General features: G+C 52.1%; 15 protein-coding genes. 5 read left to right on the top strand and 10 right to left on the bottom strand.

Annotated elements, in window-relative coordinates:
- Positions 1-22: 22 nt before the first annotated feature.
- The 4 genes from rfbB to prmC all read right to left on the bottom strand — a co-directional run bounded on the left by rfbB (position 23) and on the right by prmC (position 3620).
- Positions 23-1072, bottom strand: a complete 1050-nt coding sequence (rfbB, locus tag AC5FXQ_RS07300; protein ID WP_493601830.1) for a dTDP-glucose 4,6-dehydratase — start codon at positions 1070-1072, stop codon at positions 23-25.
- The gene (gene galE / locus AC5FXQ_RS07305) at positions 1069-2106 is read right to left on the bottom strand and encodes a UDP-glucose 4-epimerase GalE (RefSeq protein WP_493601831.1); all 1038 of its coding nucleotides are present in this window, start codon (positions 2104-2106) and stop codon (positions 1069-1071) included. The genes rfbB and galE overlap by 4 nt, the downstream gene beginning before the upstream one ends.
- Positions 2107-2164: 58 nt before the next feature.
- The gene (locus AC5FXQ_RS07310) at positions 2165-2599 is read right to left on the bottom strand and encodes a PH domain-containing protein (RefSeq protein ID WP_493601832.1); all 435 of its coding nucleotides are present in this window, start codon (positions 2597-2599) and stop codon (positions 2165-2167) included.
- Between the two features lie 166 nt (positions 2600-2765).
- Complete coding sequence (gene prmC / locus AC5FXQ_RS07315; protein ID WP_493601833.1) at positions 2766-3620, bottom strand: peptide chain release factor N(5)-glutamine methyltransferase; 855 nt, start codon at positions 3618-3620, stop codon at positions 2766-2768.
- Between the two features lie 145 nt (positions 3621-3765).
- On the opposite strand from prmC, the gene ribD reads away from it, so the two are divergent.
- Both ribD and AC5FXQ_RS07325 read left to right on the top strand, forming a co-directional pair.
- Positions 3766-4818 carry a bifunctional diaminohydroxyphosphoribosylaminopyrimidine deaminase/5-amino-6-(5-phosphoribosylamino)uracil reductase RibD gene (gene ribD / locus AC5FXQ_RS07320; protein WP_493601834.1) on the top strand — a complete coding sequence of 351 codons (1053 nt, stop codon included), beginning with the start codon at positions 3766-3768 and terminating at the stop codon, positions 4816-4818.
- Between the two features lie 78 nt (positions 4819-4896).
- Positions 4897-5379: a GAF domain-containing protein gene (locus tag AC5FXQ_RS07325; protein ID WP_493601835.1), complete on the top strand. Its 483-nt coding sequence runs from the start codon at positions 4897-4899 to the stop codon at positions 5377-5379.
- A 110-nt stretch (positions 5380-5489) separates the two neighbouring features.
- Here AC5FXQ_RS07325 and AC5FXQ_RS07330 read toward each other — a convergent pair whose 3' ends face one another.
- The 6 genes from AC5FXQ_RS07330 to AC5FXQ_RS07355 form a co-directional block, all read right to left on the bottom strand.
- Positions 5490-6059 carry a hypothetical protein gene (locus tag AC5FXQ_RS07330; RefSeq protein ID WP_493601836.1) on the bottom strand — a complete coding sequence of 190 codons (570 nt, stop codon included), beginning with the start codon at positions 6057-6059 and terminating at the stop codon, positions 5490-5492.
- A gap of 16 nt (positions 6060-6075) precedes the next feature.
- Entirely contained in the window at positions 6076-6888 is an 813-nt protein-coding gene (locus AC5FXQ_RS07335) for a metallophosphoesterase family protein (protein WP_493601837.1), read from the bottom strand.
- A 246-nt stretch (positions 6889-7134) separates the two neighbouring features.
- Positions 7135-7818 carry a phosphatidylserine decarboxylase family protein gene (locus AC5FXQ_RS07340; RefSeq protein ID WP_196119301.1) on the bottom strand — a complete coding sequence of 228 codons (684 nt, stop codon included), beginning with the start codon at positions 7816-7818 and terminating at the stop codon, positions 7135-7137.
- 121 nt (positions 7819-7939) lie between these two features.
- Positions 7940-9214, bottom strand: a complete 1275-nt coding sequence (locus AC5FXQ_RS07345; RefSeq protein WP_493602175.1) for a Glu/Leu/Phe/Val family dehydrogenase — start codon at positions 9212-9214, stop codon at positions 7940-7942.
- Positions 9215-9310: 96 nt separating this feature from the next.
- Positions 9311-10138: a phosphatidate cytidylyltransferase gene (locus AC5FXQ_RS07350; RefSeq protein ID WP_493601838.1), complete on the bottom strand. Its 828-nt coding sequence runs from the start codon at positions 10136-10138 to the stop codon at positions 9311-9313.
- Between the two features lie 45 nt (positions 10139-10183).
- Complete coding sequence (locus AC5FXQ_RS07355; protein ID WP_493601839.1) at positions 10184-11149, bottom strand: CPBP family intramembrane glutamic endopeptidase; 966 nt, start codon at positions 11147-11149, stop codon at positions 10184-10186.
- A 53-nt stretch (positions 11150-11202) separates the two neighbouring features.
- On the opposite strand from AC5FXQ_RS07355, the gene dusB reads away from it, so the two are divergent.
- The 3 genes from dusB to AC5FXQ_RS07370 all read left to right on the top strand — a co-directional run bounded on the left by dusB (position 11203) and on the right by AC5FXQ_RS07370 (position 15434).
- Positions 11203-12192 (top strand): tRNA dihydrouridine synthase DusB, encoded by a 990-nt coding sequence (gene dusB, locus AC5FXQ_RS07360; protein WP_493601840.1) that lies wholly within the window; start codon positions 11203-11205, stop codon positions 12190-12192.
- Between the two features lie 252 nt (positions 12193-12444).
- On the top strand, positions 12445-13281 hold the full coding sequence (locus AC5FXQ_RS07365) for a DMT family transporter (RefSeq protein ID WP_493602176.1): 837 nt from the start codon (positions 12445-12447) through the stop codon (positions 13279-13281).
- Between the two features lie 164 nt (positions 13282-13445).
- The gene (locus AC5FXQ_RS07370; RefSeq protein ID WP_493601841.1) at positions 13446-15434 is read left to right on the top strand and encodes a Na+/H+ antiporter NhaC family protein; all 1989 of its coding nucleotides are present in this window, start codon (positions 13446-13448) and stop codon (positions 15432-15434) included.
- The last annotated feature ends 13 nt before the right edge of the window (positions 15435-15447 follow it).

Consider the following 15447-nt stretch of genomic DNA (forward strand, 5'->3'; position numbering starts at 1 on the left):
TTAACAATTAGCAATCAGCCATTCACCGCTCCTCGTACTGCTCCTTGTAATACTGCCGGTAGTGGCCCGAGGTGACCTCCTCCAGCCAGGCCTCGTTTTCTAGGTACCAGTCCACGGTCTTTCTGAGGCCCTGTTCGAAGGTCACCGACGGCTTCCAGCCCAGCTCCTGCATCAGCTTGGAGGAGTCGATGGCGTAGCGGGCGTCGTGGCCGGCGCGGTCCTTGACGAAGGTGATCAGCTTGCGGCTCTCGCCCGGCTCCCGGCCCAGCCTCTCGTCCATCACATCGCACAGCAGCTCGATCAAGTCGATGTTGCGCCACTCGTTCACACCGCCCACGTTGTAGGTCTCCCCCACCTTGCCGCGGTGGAAGATACAGTCGATGGCGCGGGCGTGGTCCTTGACGTAGAGCCAGTCGCGCACGTTCTCGCCCCTGCCGTACACGGGCACGGGCTTCCCTGTCTTGATGTTGTGGATCGCCAGCGGGATCAGCTTCTCGGGGAAGTGGTTGGGGCCGTAGTTGTTGGAGCAGTTCGAGAGCTTCACCGGCAAACCGTAGGTGTGGTGCCAGGCCCGCACGAAGTGGTCCGAGGCGGCCTTGGAGGCCGAGTAGGGCGAGCGCGGGTCGTAGGGGGTGGATTCGGTGAACAAACCATCCTCGCCCAGCGACCCGTACACCTCGTCGGTGGAGACGTGGTAGAACAATTTGCCGGTGTAGTCACCGGCCCAACTGCGGCGGCAGGCCTCCAAAAGGTTGACCGTGCCCATCACGTTGGTCTGCACGAAGGCCATCGGCCCTGCGATCGAGCGGTCCACGTGCGACTCGGCCGCCAGGTGGATCACCCCGTCGAACTTATATTCGGCAAAGATGCCATCCAAATAAGAAGCGTCCGTGATGTCGCCCCTCAAAAAGGTGTAGTTGGGCTTGCCCTCCACGTCCACCAGGTTCTGCAGGTTGCCCGCGTAGGTCAAGGCGTCGAGGTTGAAGATGCGGTACTGCGGGTAAGCCTCCACGAAAAGCCGCACCACGTGCGAGCCGATGAAGCCCGCTCCGCCGGTGATTAATAAGTTCATATGTTAGGTTGCTCTGCTGTTTTCTGTAAATGCATTTGCCAATCCCAGGCGCTTTTCATGGCTTCCTCTAAGGTGCTGGTTGTTTTAAAGCCCAGTTCTTCTGTAGCCTTCGTTACGTCAGCGTATATTTTCGGCACATCACCCGGACGGCGTGGACCAATTTTATAATTTAATTTTTCGCCTGTGGCCTGCTCAAAAGCCTGCACAGCCTCCAGCACTGTGTTACCAGTGCCAGTGCCCACGTTGAAGAACTCCATGGGCTCTGCCTTACCAGACAGCAGTCTGTCAATGGCGACCACATGCGCCTTGGCCAGATCCACCACATGCACATAGTCGCGGATGCAGGTGCCGTCTGGTGTGTCGTAGTCATCGCCGAAAATCGTAAGCTCTTTGCGTATACCAGCGGCGGTCTGGGTAATGAATGGCACCAGGTTATTCGGAACCCCGAGTGGCAGTTCGCCGATCTTGGCAGACGGGTGCGCTCCGATTGGGTTGAAGTAGCGCAGTGCGATCGTATGCATGTCGCTGCCACTGGTAGCCAGGTCGGCCAAGATCTCTTCACAGATCTTCTTGGTATTACCGTAAGGCGAATTGGCTTTCTGCACCGGCGTCTGCTCGGTTACAGGCAGCTTTTCAGGTATACCGTATACCGTACAGGATGAGGAGAACACCAGTTTATTTACTTTAAACTCCTCCATCACCTGCAGCAACGCCACCAGCGACCCCACGTTATTGTGATAGTATTTGAGCGGCTCAGCCACCGACTCGCCCACAGCTTTATAAGCGGCAAAGTGAATCACGCCGGCTATACCTGTTTCCTTTTCAAAGACACTGCGCAGCGCTGCCCCATCCGTACAGTCGATGCGGTGGCAAGTGATTTCGCGACCCAGTATATCAGCTATACCTTGCAGGGAGCGTTCTTCGGTGTTAGAGAAGTTGTCGATGATAATGGGCTCGTAGCCTGCTTCTACCAGCTCCACCACGGTATGCGAACCGATGTACCCCGCCCCACCTGTCACTAATATTTTCTTCATATGATTTGTTTTCAAGCTGGTTAAGAAGCTTACGTTTTGCAGCCACTTTTATGACTTGCTACTGTTTAACAACTTGTATGTTCTGGTTGATCGCCAACAGATCGGCGATTACTTCCTGATTGTTTTCTGGTGCTATGTATATTTCATCAAAGCGGTTATAGCAAATTACCAACCCATTCCTGGCGAGCGCCGGCTTCATTCCTACCCACATGGTTTTGCCTTCCTTTATCCGCGTGATCCTGTCTACTTCCACCAAACCTTTCCATAGCCCAGACTTATACCTGAGCTTACCATCCTCGAGCCAGTAGACAGTACCAAAGTAGATCCAGGCAATAAGCGCAACTGGCGCAAGCAACGGGAGCAACATATAAGGTTTATCTGCAAAAGCCTCTCTGTCCAGCAGATAAACGGCAACTGGTAGCAGGAGCATCCCGATCACTAAATAGTTGATGGGGCCCTTTCTGTTAGCTGCGTATGTCTTCGCTCGGTTCATGATGCCGCTTATCGCCCCTCTGGCTAAGTTATACCTCACTCCGCAAGAAAGCTCTGCTATAGAATTAGCTTACACAAAAATATAATATTAAAATGTATTTCTTGATACAGGCAGTCTGACCATCGTGTCTGGGCAAAGAGAGTTGCTGCTAAAATACACGGAAACCCTATAGCTCCCCCTTCACGATTCTGTCTTTGCCAAAAAGGTCCTGTACTACCTGCGCCTGCGTAAAACCTGCCTGCAGCAGCAAATCCCGTACTTCTTCGCCATACTGTTCATTTATTTCAAAGTACAGCCGACCGCCTACTTTGAGCAGCTCTGCCCCTATTCCGGTAATGCGCCTGTAATACTTCAGTGGGTCTTCATCCGGCACGAACAGGGCCAGATGAGGCTCGAACTCCAGCACATTGGTGCGCATCAGAGCTTTCTCCTGTTCCTTCACATAAGGCGGGTTGCTGGTAATGATATCTAAAGAATGGGATGCTATACCAAGGAGCGGCTCGAATACGTCCTGCTGTAACCAGGCCACCGGCAATTTCAATTGGCGGGCATTAGCCCGGGCCACCTTCAATGCGCCTTCCGATAGTTCCAGCCCGTATACCTGGCGGACTTGCAAATTGGCAGCCAGCGCCAGAGGAATACAGCCGCTACCCGTGCAGATGTCAAGTACTTGAAGACTACTGCGGCCCTGGTGCTCACGCACAACCAAATCTACCAGCTCCTCTGTTTCGGGGCGGGGTATCAGCACGCGTTCATCTACCTGCAGGTCGAGGCCGTAGAAGTGAGCTGTCCCGAGTACGTACTGCACCGGCTCTTGCTTCTGTAGCCGCTCAATTGCCTCTTGCACCTGCTCTTCCTGCTCCAGATTCAATTCTTCCTGCTGCGCCAAACTTAGCTGCATGCGGCTTTTCTGCAGCACATGCTCCAGCACCAGCTGTGCGATGGCACCGGCCTCAGGTTCGGGATAGGCATGTTGTATGCTTTCACGTATGTGTCGCGCTGTTTGCTGTATGGTGGCCACAGGTATAGGTTTTGTTTGATTTTAGGTAACTTTGCAAAAGTAAAGTTTTATCGCGTATAAGTCACAAGTGTAAAATCAACTTGCTTTCTATTACTGATTTGGTTTTTCCCTGATCTTAAACTCTTTAACTCCTAAGTTCCTGAACTTGACTGACGAACTCTACATGCGGCGTGCGCTGGAACTGGCCAGACTGGGCAGCGGCTATACCTATCCGAACCCCATGGTGGGCTGCGTGGTGGTGCACGAGGGGCGCATTATCGGTGAGGGCTGGCACCGCATGTTTGGTGGTCCGCATGCTGAGGTTAACGCTATTGCCAGCGTGCAGGACAAAAGCCTGCTGCCGAAAAGCAGGGTATACGTGACGCTGGAACCTTGCTCGCACTTTGGCAAAACACCGCCCTGCGCCGATCTGCTGATCAACAGCGGTGTGCGTGATGTGGTGATCTGCAATACTGACCCGAACCCTAAAGTGGCAGGGCGTGGCATCAAAAAGCTGTTTGATGCGGGGGCGCAGGTGAAAGTAGGTGTGCTGGAAAACGAAGGACTGGAGCTGAACAAGCGCTTCTTTACTTTCCATACCCAAAAGCGGCCTTACATCCTGCTGAAATGGGCGGAATCGGCAGACGGGTTTATCAGCGGCCCTAACAACCAGCAGGTGCAGATCAGCGGTCCATTGTCGCGCAGGTTGGTGCACAAGTGGCGCTCCGAGGAGCAGGCTATCATGGTGGGCAGTCACACGGCGGCCTGTGACAACCCGCGCCTCGACACCCGCTTTTGGCCCGGCCACAGTCCGCTGCGTGTGGTCATCGACCGCAAACTGCAACTGCCCGACCACCTGCACTTGTTCGACAAGAGCCTGCCAACTGTGGTGTATACCTACAAACAACAGGAGCAGCAGCACATGAACCTGCAGTATGTGCAGCTTCGCGAACACGAACCGCTGCTGCCACAACTGATGCAGGACCTGCACCAGCGCCAGGTATTGTCACTGCTCGTGGAAGGCGGCACTTACCTGCTCAAAAGTCTGTTGAAGGAAAATCTGTGGGACGAAGCGATCTGTTTCAAGAGCCAGAGCTGTGTGTTGCGCGAAGGCACACCGGCTCCGGGTATGGTACACGGGCAGTTACTAGAAGTACAAACTGCTGGCTCCGACAGGCTTTTGCATTACCGAAACAGTATCTCAGAACTTAACTTATAAACCCTTGCGCAGAGGCGCTATACCGCTCACAGGTATAGACCTCCCCAGTTGCGCATTTATACCTATACCTTACTAATTATGGCTGAATCACTTATAGTAGACCAGAACCTAACAAAAGAAGAAAAATATAAAGCCCTCGTTCCGCAGATCGAGGCACTGGTAACCGGCGAAACCGACCTGATCGCTAACCTCTCCAACATGATGGCCGCCCTGCGCCAGGGTATGGGCTTCTTTTGGGTAGGTGTGTACTTCAACAAAGAGGGGCAACTCGTGCTGGGTCCGTTTCAGGGGCCGGTAGCCTGCACCCGTATACCTTACCACAAAGGCGTATGCGGCGCCTGCTATACCCGCCAGGAAACGATCCTGGTGCCTGACGTAGAAGCCTTCCCAGGCCACATCGCCTGCAGCAGCGACTCCAAGTCTGAGATCGTAATACCGGTGATAAAAGATGGCGAGGTGAAACTGGTGCTGGACGTGGACAGCGACAAGTTAAACGACTTCGACGAGGTTGACCAGAAGTACCTGGAGAAGCTGATGAAGCTCGTGGAAAGCTGGTACTAAGCTCTCTTTTGGCTTAAGGCTTACAAAGCCTGGCATTAAATGAATGGCCTTATCTCTGTTTTGGAGTAAGGCCATTCATTTTTAGGGTCCTCCACTAAAAAACTTATTCTCTATAGCCTCACCCGCACACCCAATGCCAGGTTAAAAATCTTGCCCGGCCCCAGATAACGCGGATTTTGGATGTAAGAAATCAGGTACTCGGCGCTGCTGCCCACTTCGTAGTACAGCCCAAACCGTTGCAGTTTCTCTACACGAGTGAAGTCTGCCTGCCCGCCAAGGTATAGGTATAAGTGCACCGCCGTCGGGAAACCATAGTAGCCTCTGCTATACTTGTCGTGGTGCTCAAAAATAAAATACTCTTCCCCGAAGGTATGGCTCAATTGAAACCCGGTGCGCAACGGCTGCCAGTCCAGCGACTTCAGGGGCACAGGCTTAAAAGGCACAAAAGTGGTCTTCAGGGCGGCTGTCCAGATGCGATCTCCTCCGATTCGCTCCGGCAGATAGCCCAGAAACAGGTCTGTCTCCAGCTTTTCACGAAAGAAGCTCCGTCCGACACCGACCGAAACAAACCCGATGCTACCCGCATACTGCACCTTGGCATGATAGGGTGAAAATGAATGCTCCTGGCTATACGCCTTGTAAGGGCTCAGCAGGAGCAGCAGGCCAGCAAAATATTTCATAAAAACCCGCTCCATATCAGTAGGCAATTCTATTAAAACTATACCCTCCTGCCCATACCTTCAGGTATGTAAATTCACGCTTTTTTACAGTGGAAGTAGCCAGGTATAGCACCTCCTCATCGTAGCGGAAATCGGCCCTGAAACCATGGATATGGCCGTGTAGACTCAATTGCACCCGCTCGCTTCCCTTCAGTGTTCTATGGAAAGCTCTTTCCAGAGCCGTATCAAAATCATCGTCGTAAGGCGGTATGTGCGACACTGCGATGGCCTGCTCCCAACTATTGCCTTCCTGGTGAAGCAGTTGTTTACTCAGCCAATCGATATCGGGCACTTTGCCATTATAATTGTACTCGAGGCTGTTGGTATCAATGAATACAAAGCGGGTATGACCATAGTCGAAGGTATAGTTAAAGTCACCGTACATCTGCTGGTATACCTTGCGGCCGTTGCCCAGCATGTCGTGGTTGCCGATCACGGTCAGGTATGGCCACTTCAGCCGCTTCATGATGTCGTGCACCCACCGGAACTCCTGTGACATGCCGAAATCGGAGATATCGCCCTGATGAATGACGAAGTCGACGTGGGGGAAGGTATTGGCGGCGTCAACAAAGGCGCTGGCGGCGTCATAAAAGCGCTGGGTGTCGCCCATCACGAGCAGGTGCAGCGTATCACCGGGCTGCTGGTTTTGAAGCCGCGCCAGGTTGCGGGCGGTGAGGTTGCGCTCGTCGTCGTTCAGTATGATCTGGTTCGGGTGGTACTCAAACAGCTCTTCACAGGACGAAAGCAAAGCCAGGCTCAGTGTCAGTAACAGGTAGCAGATATGTTTCATAGTTGCCTCAGGCGGCACAGTTATGCTCAATCTGCTAACGCTATACGAAAGAGAATGTTAATGTGCGACGATCAACATACATTCTCCTGATGCTGCTTACACAGCTACCTTGTTTGCTACGAAGGAACGAAAACAACTGACCTGAAGCTCTTTACAGCGTGCCTAACAAGCAAAAATGCCGACCCTAGGATTATCCTGAGTCGGCATTTTTATACCTCTTGCAGGGTATACCTATACTTTAGAATCTTATCCGAAGAAGGTCGGGGTTTCGGTCTTGAGCTGAGCAATCACAGTTTGACCGCCTTTGGTCTTCTGACCGAGTTCCACTTTCACCTCTGTGTCCAGCGGCAGGAAAATATCCACGCGCGAACCAAATTTGATGAAACCGAACTCCTCACCCTGGCTAACTTCGTCACCCTCATTCACATACCACACAATGCGGCGCGCCATGGCACCGGCAATCTGGCGGAACAGCACTTCAGGACCGGCAGTGGACTCAACTACCACAGTCGTACGCTCATTTTGCGTGCTCGACTTCGGGTGCCAGGCCACAAAGTAGTTGCCCGGGTGGTACTTGAAGTAGCTCACGATACCTGACACCGGGTTACGTGTGATGTGCACGTTGATAGGTGACATGAAGATAGAGATCTGCTTGCGCTTATCTTTGAAGTATTCTGTTTCCTCTACCTCCTCGATCACCACCACCTTGCCGTCGGCAGGCGCTACGATCAGATCTTCGTGCAATAACAGGTTGCGGTAAGGACTGCGGAAGAACTGCAGGATAAGCAGAAACAGAACAGCTGAAACACCGGAGAAAATCTTGTTGAAGGTATTGTTGTCGGCGTTGAAATTGTATAGCAACAGGTTGAGTACCAACAAAATCAGCAATGTAAAAAATAGAATCCTTCTTCCTTCCTTATGAATTTTCATCCGTGAAAACTAAATGCTACAGGTCTTATATAACTTATAATAGCCCATCCAGTTTCGTAGATGGGCTATTATCTGCTTCAAAAATATATAAACTTTCGTTTATTTTAATAAAAATCTTCTCTTAGAAACCGCCGCGATACTTATAAGTCATCGCTACTTTGTCGATTGCCACGATGTAGGCAGCAATACGCATTGGCACGTTGTACTTTTGAGAGGCAGCATACACACGCTCGAAAGACTCATTCATGATGCGCTCGGCACGTGTGTTCACGCGGTCCAGCGTCCACTTAAAGCCCATGCGGTTCTGCACCCACTCGAAGTAAGATACCGTAACACCACCGGAGTTCGCCAGGATATCCGGCACCACCATGATGCCCTTTTCGTTGATGATGTTGTCCGCTTTGTAAGAAGTGGGGCCGTTAGCACCTTCCACAATCAGGCGCGCCTGGATCTGGTCCACGTTCTTGATCGTGATCACATCCTCTACAGCGGCTGGCACCAGCACGTCTACCTTGGCGATCAGCAGCTCGTCGTTGCTGATCTTCTCGGCGTTTTTGTAGCCTTCCAGACGACCATTGTTGTTGTTCTTATATTCGATCGCTTCTTCGATGTCGATGCCGTTGTCGTTCCAGTAGGCACCGCTTACGTCGCTCACACCCAGTATCTTCACGCCGCGCTCAGCCATCAGTTTGGCAGCCCAGGCACCTACGTTGCCAAAGCCCTGCACCACCGCCGTAGATTTGGCCGGGTCCATGCCCAGTTTATCCATGGCAGCCATAGCCGATACCATTACACCACGACCAGTTGCCTCTACGCGGCCCAGTGAGCCACCCAGTACCAACGGCTTGCCTGTAACTACAGCATGCACGGTAGAGCCTTTTGTTTTAGAGTATTCGTCCATCAGCCAGGCCATCTCACGCGGACCAGTGCCCATGTCTGGGGCAGGTATGTCCTGATCAGGGCCAAAGGTATCAATCAGAGCCTGCGTATACGCTCTGGTCAGACGCTCCATCTCACCAGCCGACATGGAGTAAGGGTCGCAGATGACACCTCCTTTAGCACCACCGTATGGTATATCTACAACAGCGCACTTCCAGGTCATCCAGGCAGCCAGTGCTTTCACCTCGTCCAGGAACACGTCCGGCGCGAAGCGGATACCACCTTTAGATGGCCCCAGGATAGTAGAGTGAATTACGCGGTAACCTTCAAACACACGCACTTTGCCGTCGTCCATCGTGACAGGCACATTCACGATTACCTGACGCGTTGGAGTCTTAAGGACATTGTAAATCTCCTCATCCAGCCCAAGTATCTCTGCCGCGATGTTGAAACGCGACATCATCGATTCAAATGGATTTTCTCTATCCTTGATCGGTGCAGGCTCTTTGTATAACATCATTTTAAGCTTTTGAATTAATCAGTGATTAACAATTATGGCGGTAAAGTTATGTAAATATTATTTACACTTACCTACACCTTAATCAACAATAATTTAGAAAGTTTTGAGGAATGCGACGATGAATGGAACGGCCAGGATCAGGCTATCGAAGCGGTCCAGAATGCCTCCGTGGCCAGGCAACAGCTTACCCGAATCTTTTACACCCAGGCTGCGCTTGAGCAGGGACTCCACTAAATCGCCCAACACGCCAAAAACCGATACTATAATAGCTACGCCTATCCACTGGTATAGTTCCAAATCGAGAAAGAACATGGACAGCAGCCAGCCAACCAGCACGGTCAGTATAGTGCCGCCAACCCAGCCTTCCCAGGTTTTGCCCGGGGAAATGCGCTCAAAGAGTTTGTTCTTGCCAAAGTTTTTGCCTGCAATGTAAGCACCCGTGTCAGATGACCAGATCAACAGCAGCAGCCCCAGGATGGGCTGCCAGCGGTAGTCGCCCTGCATATAGCCGAGTAGCTGCAACAGCGAGAACGGCACGGCGATGTAGAGCACGCCCAGTATGGTAAAGGATATGTTTGTAAACGGCTGCGGCTCCTTGCGGTACAGTTCCAGCACAAATATCAGGAACAGGGCGGGCAGTATCAGGTATAGCAGCTCGGCTGGCATGTACTCTTTGTCAATCAGAAATACCGCAATGAAAACTCCGGCCGCCAGCAGCGTACCATATACCTTGTTGGGCTTGATGCCAGCTACCTCTGACAGCTTATAAAACTCCAATGTGCCCAGCACGGTGAGCCCCAGAAACAGGATGAAAAAGGTCCACTCGCTGAAAATTATACCTCCGATAAAGAGGGCCGCCCCTAATACTCCTACAATCAGGCGCTGCTGTAAATTACTAAGGGCAGATAGCTTGGTGCTCATGCGTTACAGGTTACCGGCAGCATCAGCCGGGTGGTTCGTCTTGAATTATTGATTCCGGCGCTCATCCGCAGCCTCGGCTATACTTTCGGGGCGAGTGGGCGTCAGCATAAACTGCTTGTAAAGGTAATAGATTAAGGCTGCACTCAGCACCGCCGATATCAAAATGGTCATGATCGGCATCGGCTCCGTCGACTCGACATTAAAATCGATAGCGCCCGTCTGCTGCAGGTATAGCAAAAACACGGTGAAGCCGTTGTTGAAGAAGTGCGCCACAATTGGCACCCAGATGTTGCCCGACCATAGGTATAGGTAACCGAACAAAGCACCGAGCAGCACACGCGGCACAAAGCCAAAGAACTGCACGTGTATCGCCGAGAAGATAATCGCTGCTACCCACACCGCCACATGTGCGTTGCCGGACCAGCGGTGCACCTGCCGTTGCAGAACGCCTCTGAACACCAGCTCTTCGCCGACGGCAGGTATAACCGCGATTACGAGCAAGCCCATCAGCAGACGCGGGAAGGTTCCGAAGTTGGCAATCAGTTTTGTCAGTTCAGCCAGCTCATCTTCTTTGGCACGCGCCCATTCCTCGAAGCCTTTCATAAAATCAGGCAGGGAGAGTTCAGCATTCCAATTGATGATCAGCGAGTTGGCCGGCATGATAAAAACAACCAGAAAGCCCGCCAAAAGCAGCAGCGTCGGCAAAGGAAGCTTTTTCCAGTTCAGATAGTGGTCGATGTTTACACCCGCCAGGCGCAACATCAGGAGTGGCCCCAGTACAAAAGAGCAGAACTGCACCAGGCCCTGAAAGAGCAAAAGCGCGTCGGCTGCTTCCGGGTGTTCCGTCGGATTAGCCAGCAAATTGGTCAGGTCCATCACCTCTATTCCGAGCACCGCATTTACCAGCACCAGGTATAGAAAACTGGCCACAAAATAGCCGCCCAGCATGAACGCCAGCAACAATAGCAGAACTAAAAGTGGGTGTCGGTCTTCGGAGATGAAACCTTTCATAGAGAAGATTAGGTTTAATTGACGTAAATTTACGTGAAAATTTAACTTTTGCTTTGGTAAAGATAGCGAACATAGAACTGGGCGAGTTTCCGCTGCTGCTGGCGCCGATGGAAGACGTGAGCGATCCGCCTTTCCGAAAAGTGTGCAAGGCCAACGGTGCAGACCTGATGTATACCGAGTTCATCTCTTCTGAGGGTTTGATACGTGATGCCGCCAAAAGTGTGCAAAAACTCGACATTTTTGACTACGAGCGTCCGATTGGTATTCAGATATTCGGCTCCGACATCGACTCGATGCGCGAAGCCGCCATTGTGTCGTCGCAGGCAGGTCCTGACCTGATTGACATCAACTACGGCTGCCCTGTAAAGAACGTAGCCTGTAAGGGTGCGGGCGCCGCACTGCTGCGCGACGTGCCCAAAATGGTGAAGATGACCGAGGAGATTGTGAAAGCCACGCACCTGCCTGTTACCGTAAAGACACGACTAGGCTGGGACGAGAACACAAAATACATTGTAGAGACAGCCGAAAGACTGCAGGATATCGGCATAAAAGCCCTGAGTATACACGGCCGTACCCGCGTGCAGATGTACAAAGGCGAAGCCGACTGGAGCCTGATTGCAGAAGTGAAGAACAACCCGCGCATGCACATCCCGATCTTCGGCAACGGCGACATCGACTCTCCGCAGAAGGCGCTGGAGTATAAGAACCGGTATGGCGTAGACGGCATTATGATCGGTCGCGCTTCCATCGGTCACCCGTGGATCTTCAACGAGATCAAACACTACATGGCCACCGGCGAAACATTACCACCTCCAACTTTGGAAGAACGTGTAGAAGTTTGCCGCCAGCACTTCACGCACTCGCTGGAGTGGAAAGGTGACAAGCTGGGCATCTTCGAGATGCGCCGCCACTACACCAACTACTTCCGCGGCCTGCCGCACTTCAAGCCGCTGCGCATGAAACTGGTACAGTCTGAAGACATCCAGGAAATCTATGACACGCTGGACGAGATCGCCCAGACGATGGCGTATGAAGAAGCGTAGGGAGTTAGAGAGTTCAAAACTTTGAGAATTTAACAGCCAGCTCTCTTGCTATAAAATTTAGGAGTTGAGGATTCGACATACGTGTTGAGACTTCAACTCCTTTTATATTTGTGGCTGAGTTACAGGCTGTGGTTGACAAAAAACTCTCAAACTCCTAAACTCTCTAACTTTTAAACTTTTACTCTTATCAAAACAACTCTCGCTCCCGCACAGGAGAAAACAGGTACACCGGCGCTGGCCTGGTTCCTGCTTATTATTCTGGCCCTGATTTGGGGCACATCCTTTATCCTGATTAAAAAGGGACTGATCGTGTTCAGCTCAAATGAACTGGGCGCTATCCGGATCACTATTGCCTTCCTGACGCTCTCTCCGTTTGCTATCAAGCACCTCCGGCAGGTAGAGCCGTACCGCTGGAAGTACCTGCTGGGAAGCGGACTGCTGGGCAACCTGTTTCCGGCCTTTCTATTTGCCTATGCCGAGACGCAACTGGCCAGTGGATTGGCTGGTGTGCTTAATTCGCTGACGGCGCTCTTTACCCTGCTGGTTGGTGCTATTTTTTTCCAGCAGGCCATCACCTGGATGCGTATGCTCGGCATTATTATAGGTATAGCAGGCACTGCGATTCTGATATTCTCGGGCGGCGACACCAATATGGATAATACTTTCTATGGTATCTACATCGTCATCGCTACGATTTGCTATGGCGGCAGCGTGAACATCATTAAGCACCGCCTGCAGGGTATGAAGCCTTTGGTGATGTCAAGTATGGCGCTGCTCACAGTTGGACCACTTGCCATTGCCTACATGTTCACGACAGATGTAGTGCCGAAGTTACAGAGTACACCAGGCGCATGGGAGGCTTTTATGTACATTGCTATTCTGGCCGTTTTCAGTACGGCAGTAGGGTTGGTGCTCTTCAATAAGTTAATCCACATGAGCACCACGCTTTTTGCCAGCTCTTCTACCTACCTTATTCCAATTGTGGCGCTGATGTGGGGTGTTTTGGACGGAGAAGTAATCCACCTGTGGCATTACGTGGGCATGGTCATTATTCTGATGGGTGTGTTCATAGTAAACAGAGCGAAGTAGCTATCTGGAGACCGAATAAGAATATACCTCTTTCTAACAGCCTCTGTCATACTAAAGCAGGGGCTGTTTTAGTATGACCCAACGAGGTTAGCCAATATCAGAATTTTCTAATCTCTCAATAATTTGCTTACTTAAGGGTTTACAAGAACCGACCCTACAACCACATGAGGTTATTACAGACCCTTTTGAGTCTTGCGCTGCTGATGCTTCTCTCCTTTCAGACGATGGCGCAGGAAGACAGCACAGAGTTAGCCATAGAAGAATTCAGACTGCAGGCCGTCAACGACACGGCCTTTACCCTGCGCACCACCAATGAGGCGGGCAACCTGGTCAAGTATAGCGGCCCGCTGCCTGTACGCATCAATGGCAACCTGCAGGAAGTCAGCTTTACGGAAGGTGAGGCACGCTTCTCACTGCCCCAAAAGGCCAACCTTATACAGGTGAGCGCCAACGTAGGCACCCATACCATCGCTCGCCTTTACCGCATCGATGCCGAGGCCGAGCATGGGGTACGCCGCTTTCCGATGTGGCTCTCTATTCTGCCACCGCTCATTGCCATCATCCTGGCCCTTATCTTCAGAGAGGTATTACTAGCTCTTTTTGCTGGCATCTGGGTGGGTGGCTTTGTGATCTACGGCATGTCCGTCAAGGCTTTTTTCACGGGCTTGCTCGCTGTAGCCGATACCTACCTGGTCAGTGCCATGACTGATACGGACCACATCGCCGTGATCCTGTTCTCGATGCTGATCGGCGGCATGGTGGCTATTATCTCCAAAAACGGAGGTATGGCAGGAGTCGTGAACAAGCTCTCCCGCTACGCACGCTCAGCCCGGAGCTCACAGCTGGTGACCTGGGTATTGGGCATTGCCATCTTTTTCGATGACTACGCCAACACCCTGATTGTCGGCAATACCATGCGTCCGGTCACTGACAAGCACCGCATCTCCCGCGAGAAACTGGCCTACATTGTCGACAGCACCGCCGCCCCTGTGGCTGCCATCGCTTTCGTAACAACCTGGGTTGGCGCTGAATTAGGCTATATTAAGGATGCCGCCACGACCCTAGGTATAGAAGAGGGCGCTTATTCACTGTTCTTCCACTCGCTGGAGTATGCCTACTACCCGGTGCTGACACTGGTGTTTATGTTTATGCTGATATGGATGAACCGGGACTATGGCCTGATGCACAAGGCTGAGGAGCGGGCCCGTACCACCGGTGCTGTGAGCAATCATCGCCCCGACAGCCGCAGCGAAGCCCGCCAGCAGCAGGAAATGGCCGAGTTCGAAGCCATCGACCCTGATCGTAGCCGCGCCTTCAATGCGCTTATACCTGTGCTGGTGGTAATTTTCGGTACCGTGATCGGCCTCCTCTATACCGGCTACAACCCCGATACCTGGGCTGACACGAGCATCGGTTTCTTTCGCAAACTCTCCATGACCATAGGCGACTCCAACTCATATACTGCACTGATCTGGGCTTCACTTTCGGGAGTGGTCGTGGCGATAGCGCTTACGGTGAGCCAGCGCATCATGAGTTTGTATGAGACTATGGAATCGCTGGTGACAGGCTTTAAGACGATGCTGCCGGCCATGCTTATACTCGTGCTAGCCTGGTCGCTGGCACAGGTTACGAAAGAGCTTTACACCGCTGAGTACCTGACTTCGCTCTTCTCGGGTAACGTGTCGCCGCGCTGGTTACCGGAGATCACCTTCTTCCTGGCGGCCATCATTGCATTTTCAACCGGCTCGAGCTGGGGCACCATGGCCATCCTGTACCCGCTGATGCTGCCCGCCGCCTGGTATGTGAGTCAGCAGCATGGCATGAGTGTAGAGGAAACTATGCCGATCATGTACAATGTGATTTCAGTGGTGTTGGCTGGTGCCGTGTTTGGTGACCACTGCTCCCCTATTTCTGATACGACAATTCTCAGCTCACTTGCCTCTGGCTGCAACCACATTGATCACGTAAAAACCCAGCTGCCTTATGCTGTTACGGTCGCATTAGTGGCTAACTTGGTGTGCACCTCACTCTCCAGCTGGGGCGTACACTGGTTCCTGGTATACATTATAGGAGCCGTTATTCTGTGGGGTATTATCAAGCTGTTTGGCAAGAAGAACGAGTATGAACCCATAGCAGCGGAGGTACCAGTTTGAGTCTAAAAAAATA

The organism is Pontibacter sp. LHS1 (assembly GCF_058932855.1).

What these genes read in the sequence shown, in the direction of transcription:
- AC5FXQ_RS07335 (WP_493601837.1), bottom strand. Translation starts at nt 6,888, where the DNA reads ATGAAACATATCTGCTACCTGTTACTGACACTGAGCCTGGCTTTGCTT.
- AC5FXQ_RS07325 (WP_493601835.1), top strand. Translation starts at nt 4,897, where the DNA reads ATGGCTGAATCACTTATAGTAGACCAGAACCTAACAAAAGAAGAAAAA.
- AC5FXQ_RS07350 (WP_493601838.1), bottom strand. Translation starts at nt 10,138, where the DNA reads ATGAGCACCAAGCTATCTGCCCTTAGTAATTTACAGCAGCGCCTGATT.
- rfbB (WP_493601830.1), bottom strand. Translation starts at nt 1,072, where the DNA reads ATGAACTTATTAATCACCGGCGGAGCGGGCTTCATCGGCTCGCACGTG.
- AC5FXQ_RS07310 (WP_493601832.1), bottom strand. Translation starts at nt 2,599, where the DNA reads ATGAACCGAGCGAAGACATACGCAGCTAACAGAAAGGGCCCCATCAAC.
- AC5FXQ_RS07345 (WP_493602175.1), bottom strand. Translation starts at nt 9,214, where the DNA reads ATGTTATACAAAGAGCCTGCACCGATCAAGGATAGAGAAAATCCATTT.
- AC5FXQ_RS07355 (WP_493601839.1), bottom strand. Translation starts at nt 11,149, where the DNA reads ATGAAAGGTTTCATCTCCGAAGACCGACACCCACTTTTAGTTCTGCTA.
- AC5FXQ_RS07370 (WP_493601841.1), top strand. Translation starts at nt 13,446, where the DNA reads ATGAGGTTATTACAGACCCTTTTGAGTCTTGCGCTGCTGATGCTTCTC.
- AC5FXQ_RS07340 (WP_196119301.1), bottom strand. Translation starts at nt 7,818, where the DNA reads ATGAAAATTCATAAGGAAGGAAGAAGGATTCTATTTTTTACATTGCTG.
- AC5FXQ_RS07330 (WP_493601836.1), bottom strand. Translation starts at nt 6,059, where the DNA reads ATGAAATATTTTGCTGGCCTGCTGCTCCTGCTGAGCCCTTACAAGGCG.
- galE (WP_493601831.1), bottom strand. Translation starts at nt 2,106, where the DNA reads ATGAAGAAAATATTAGTGACAGGTGGGGCGGGGTACATCGGTTCGCAT.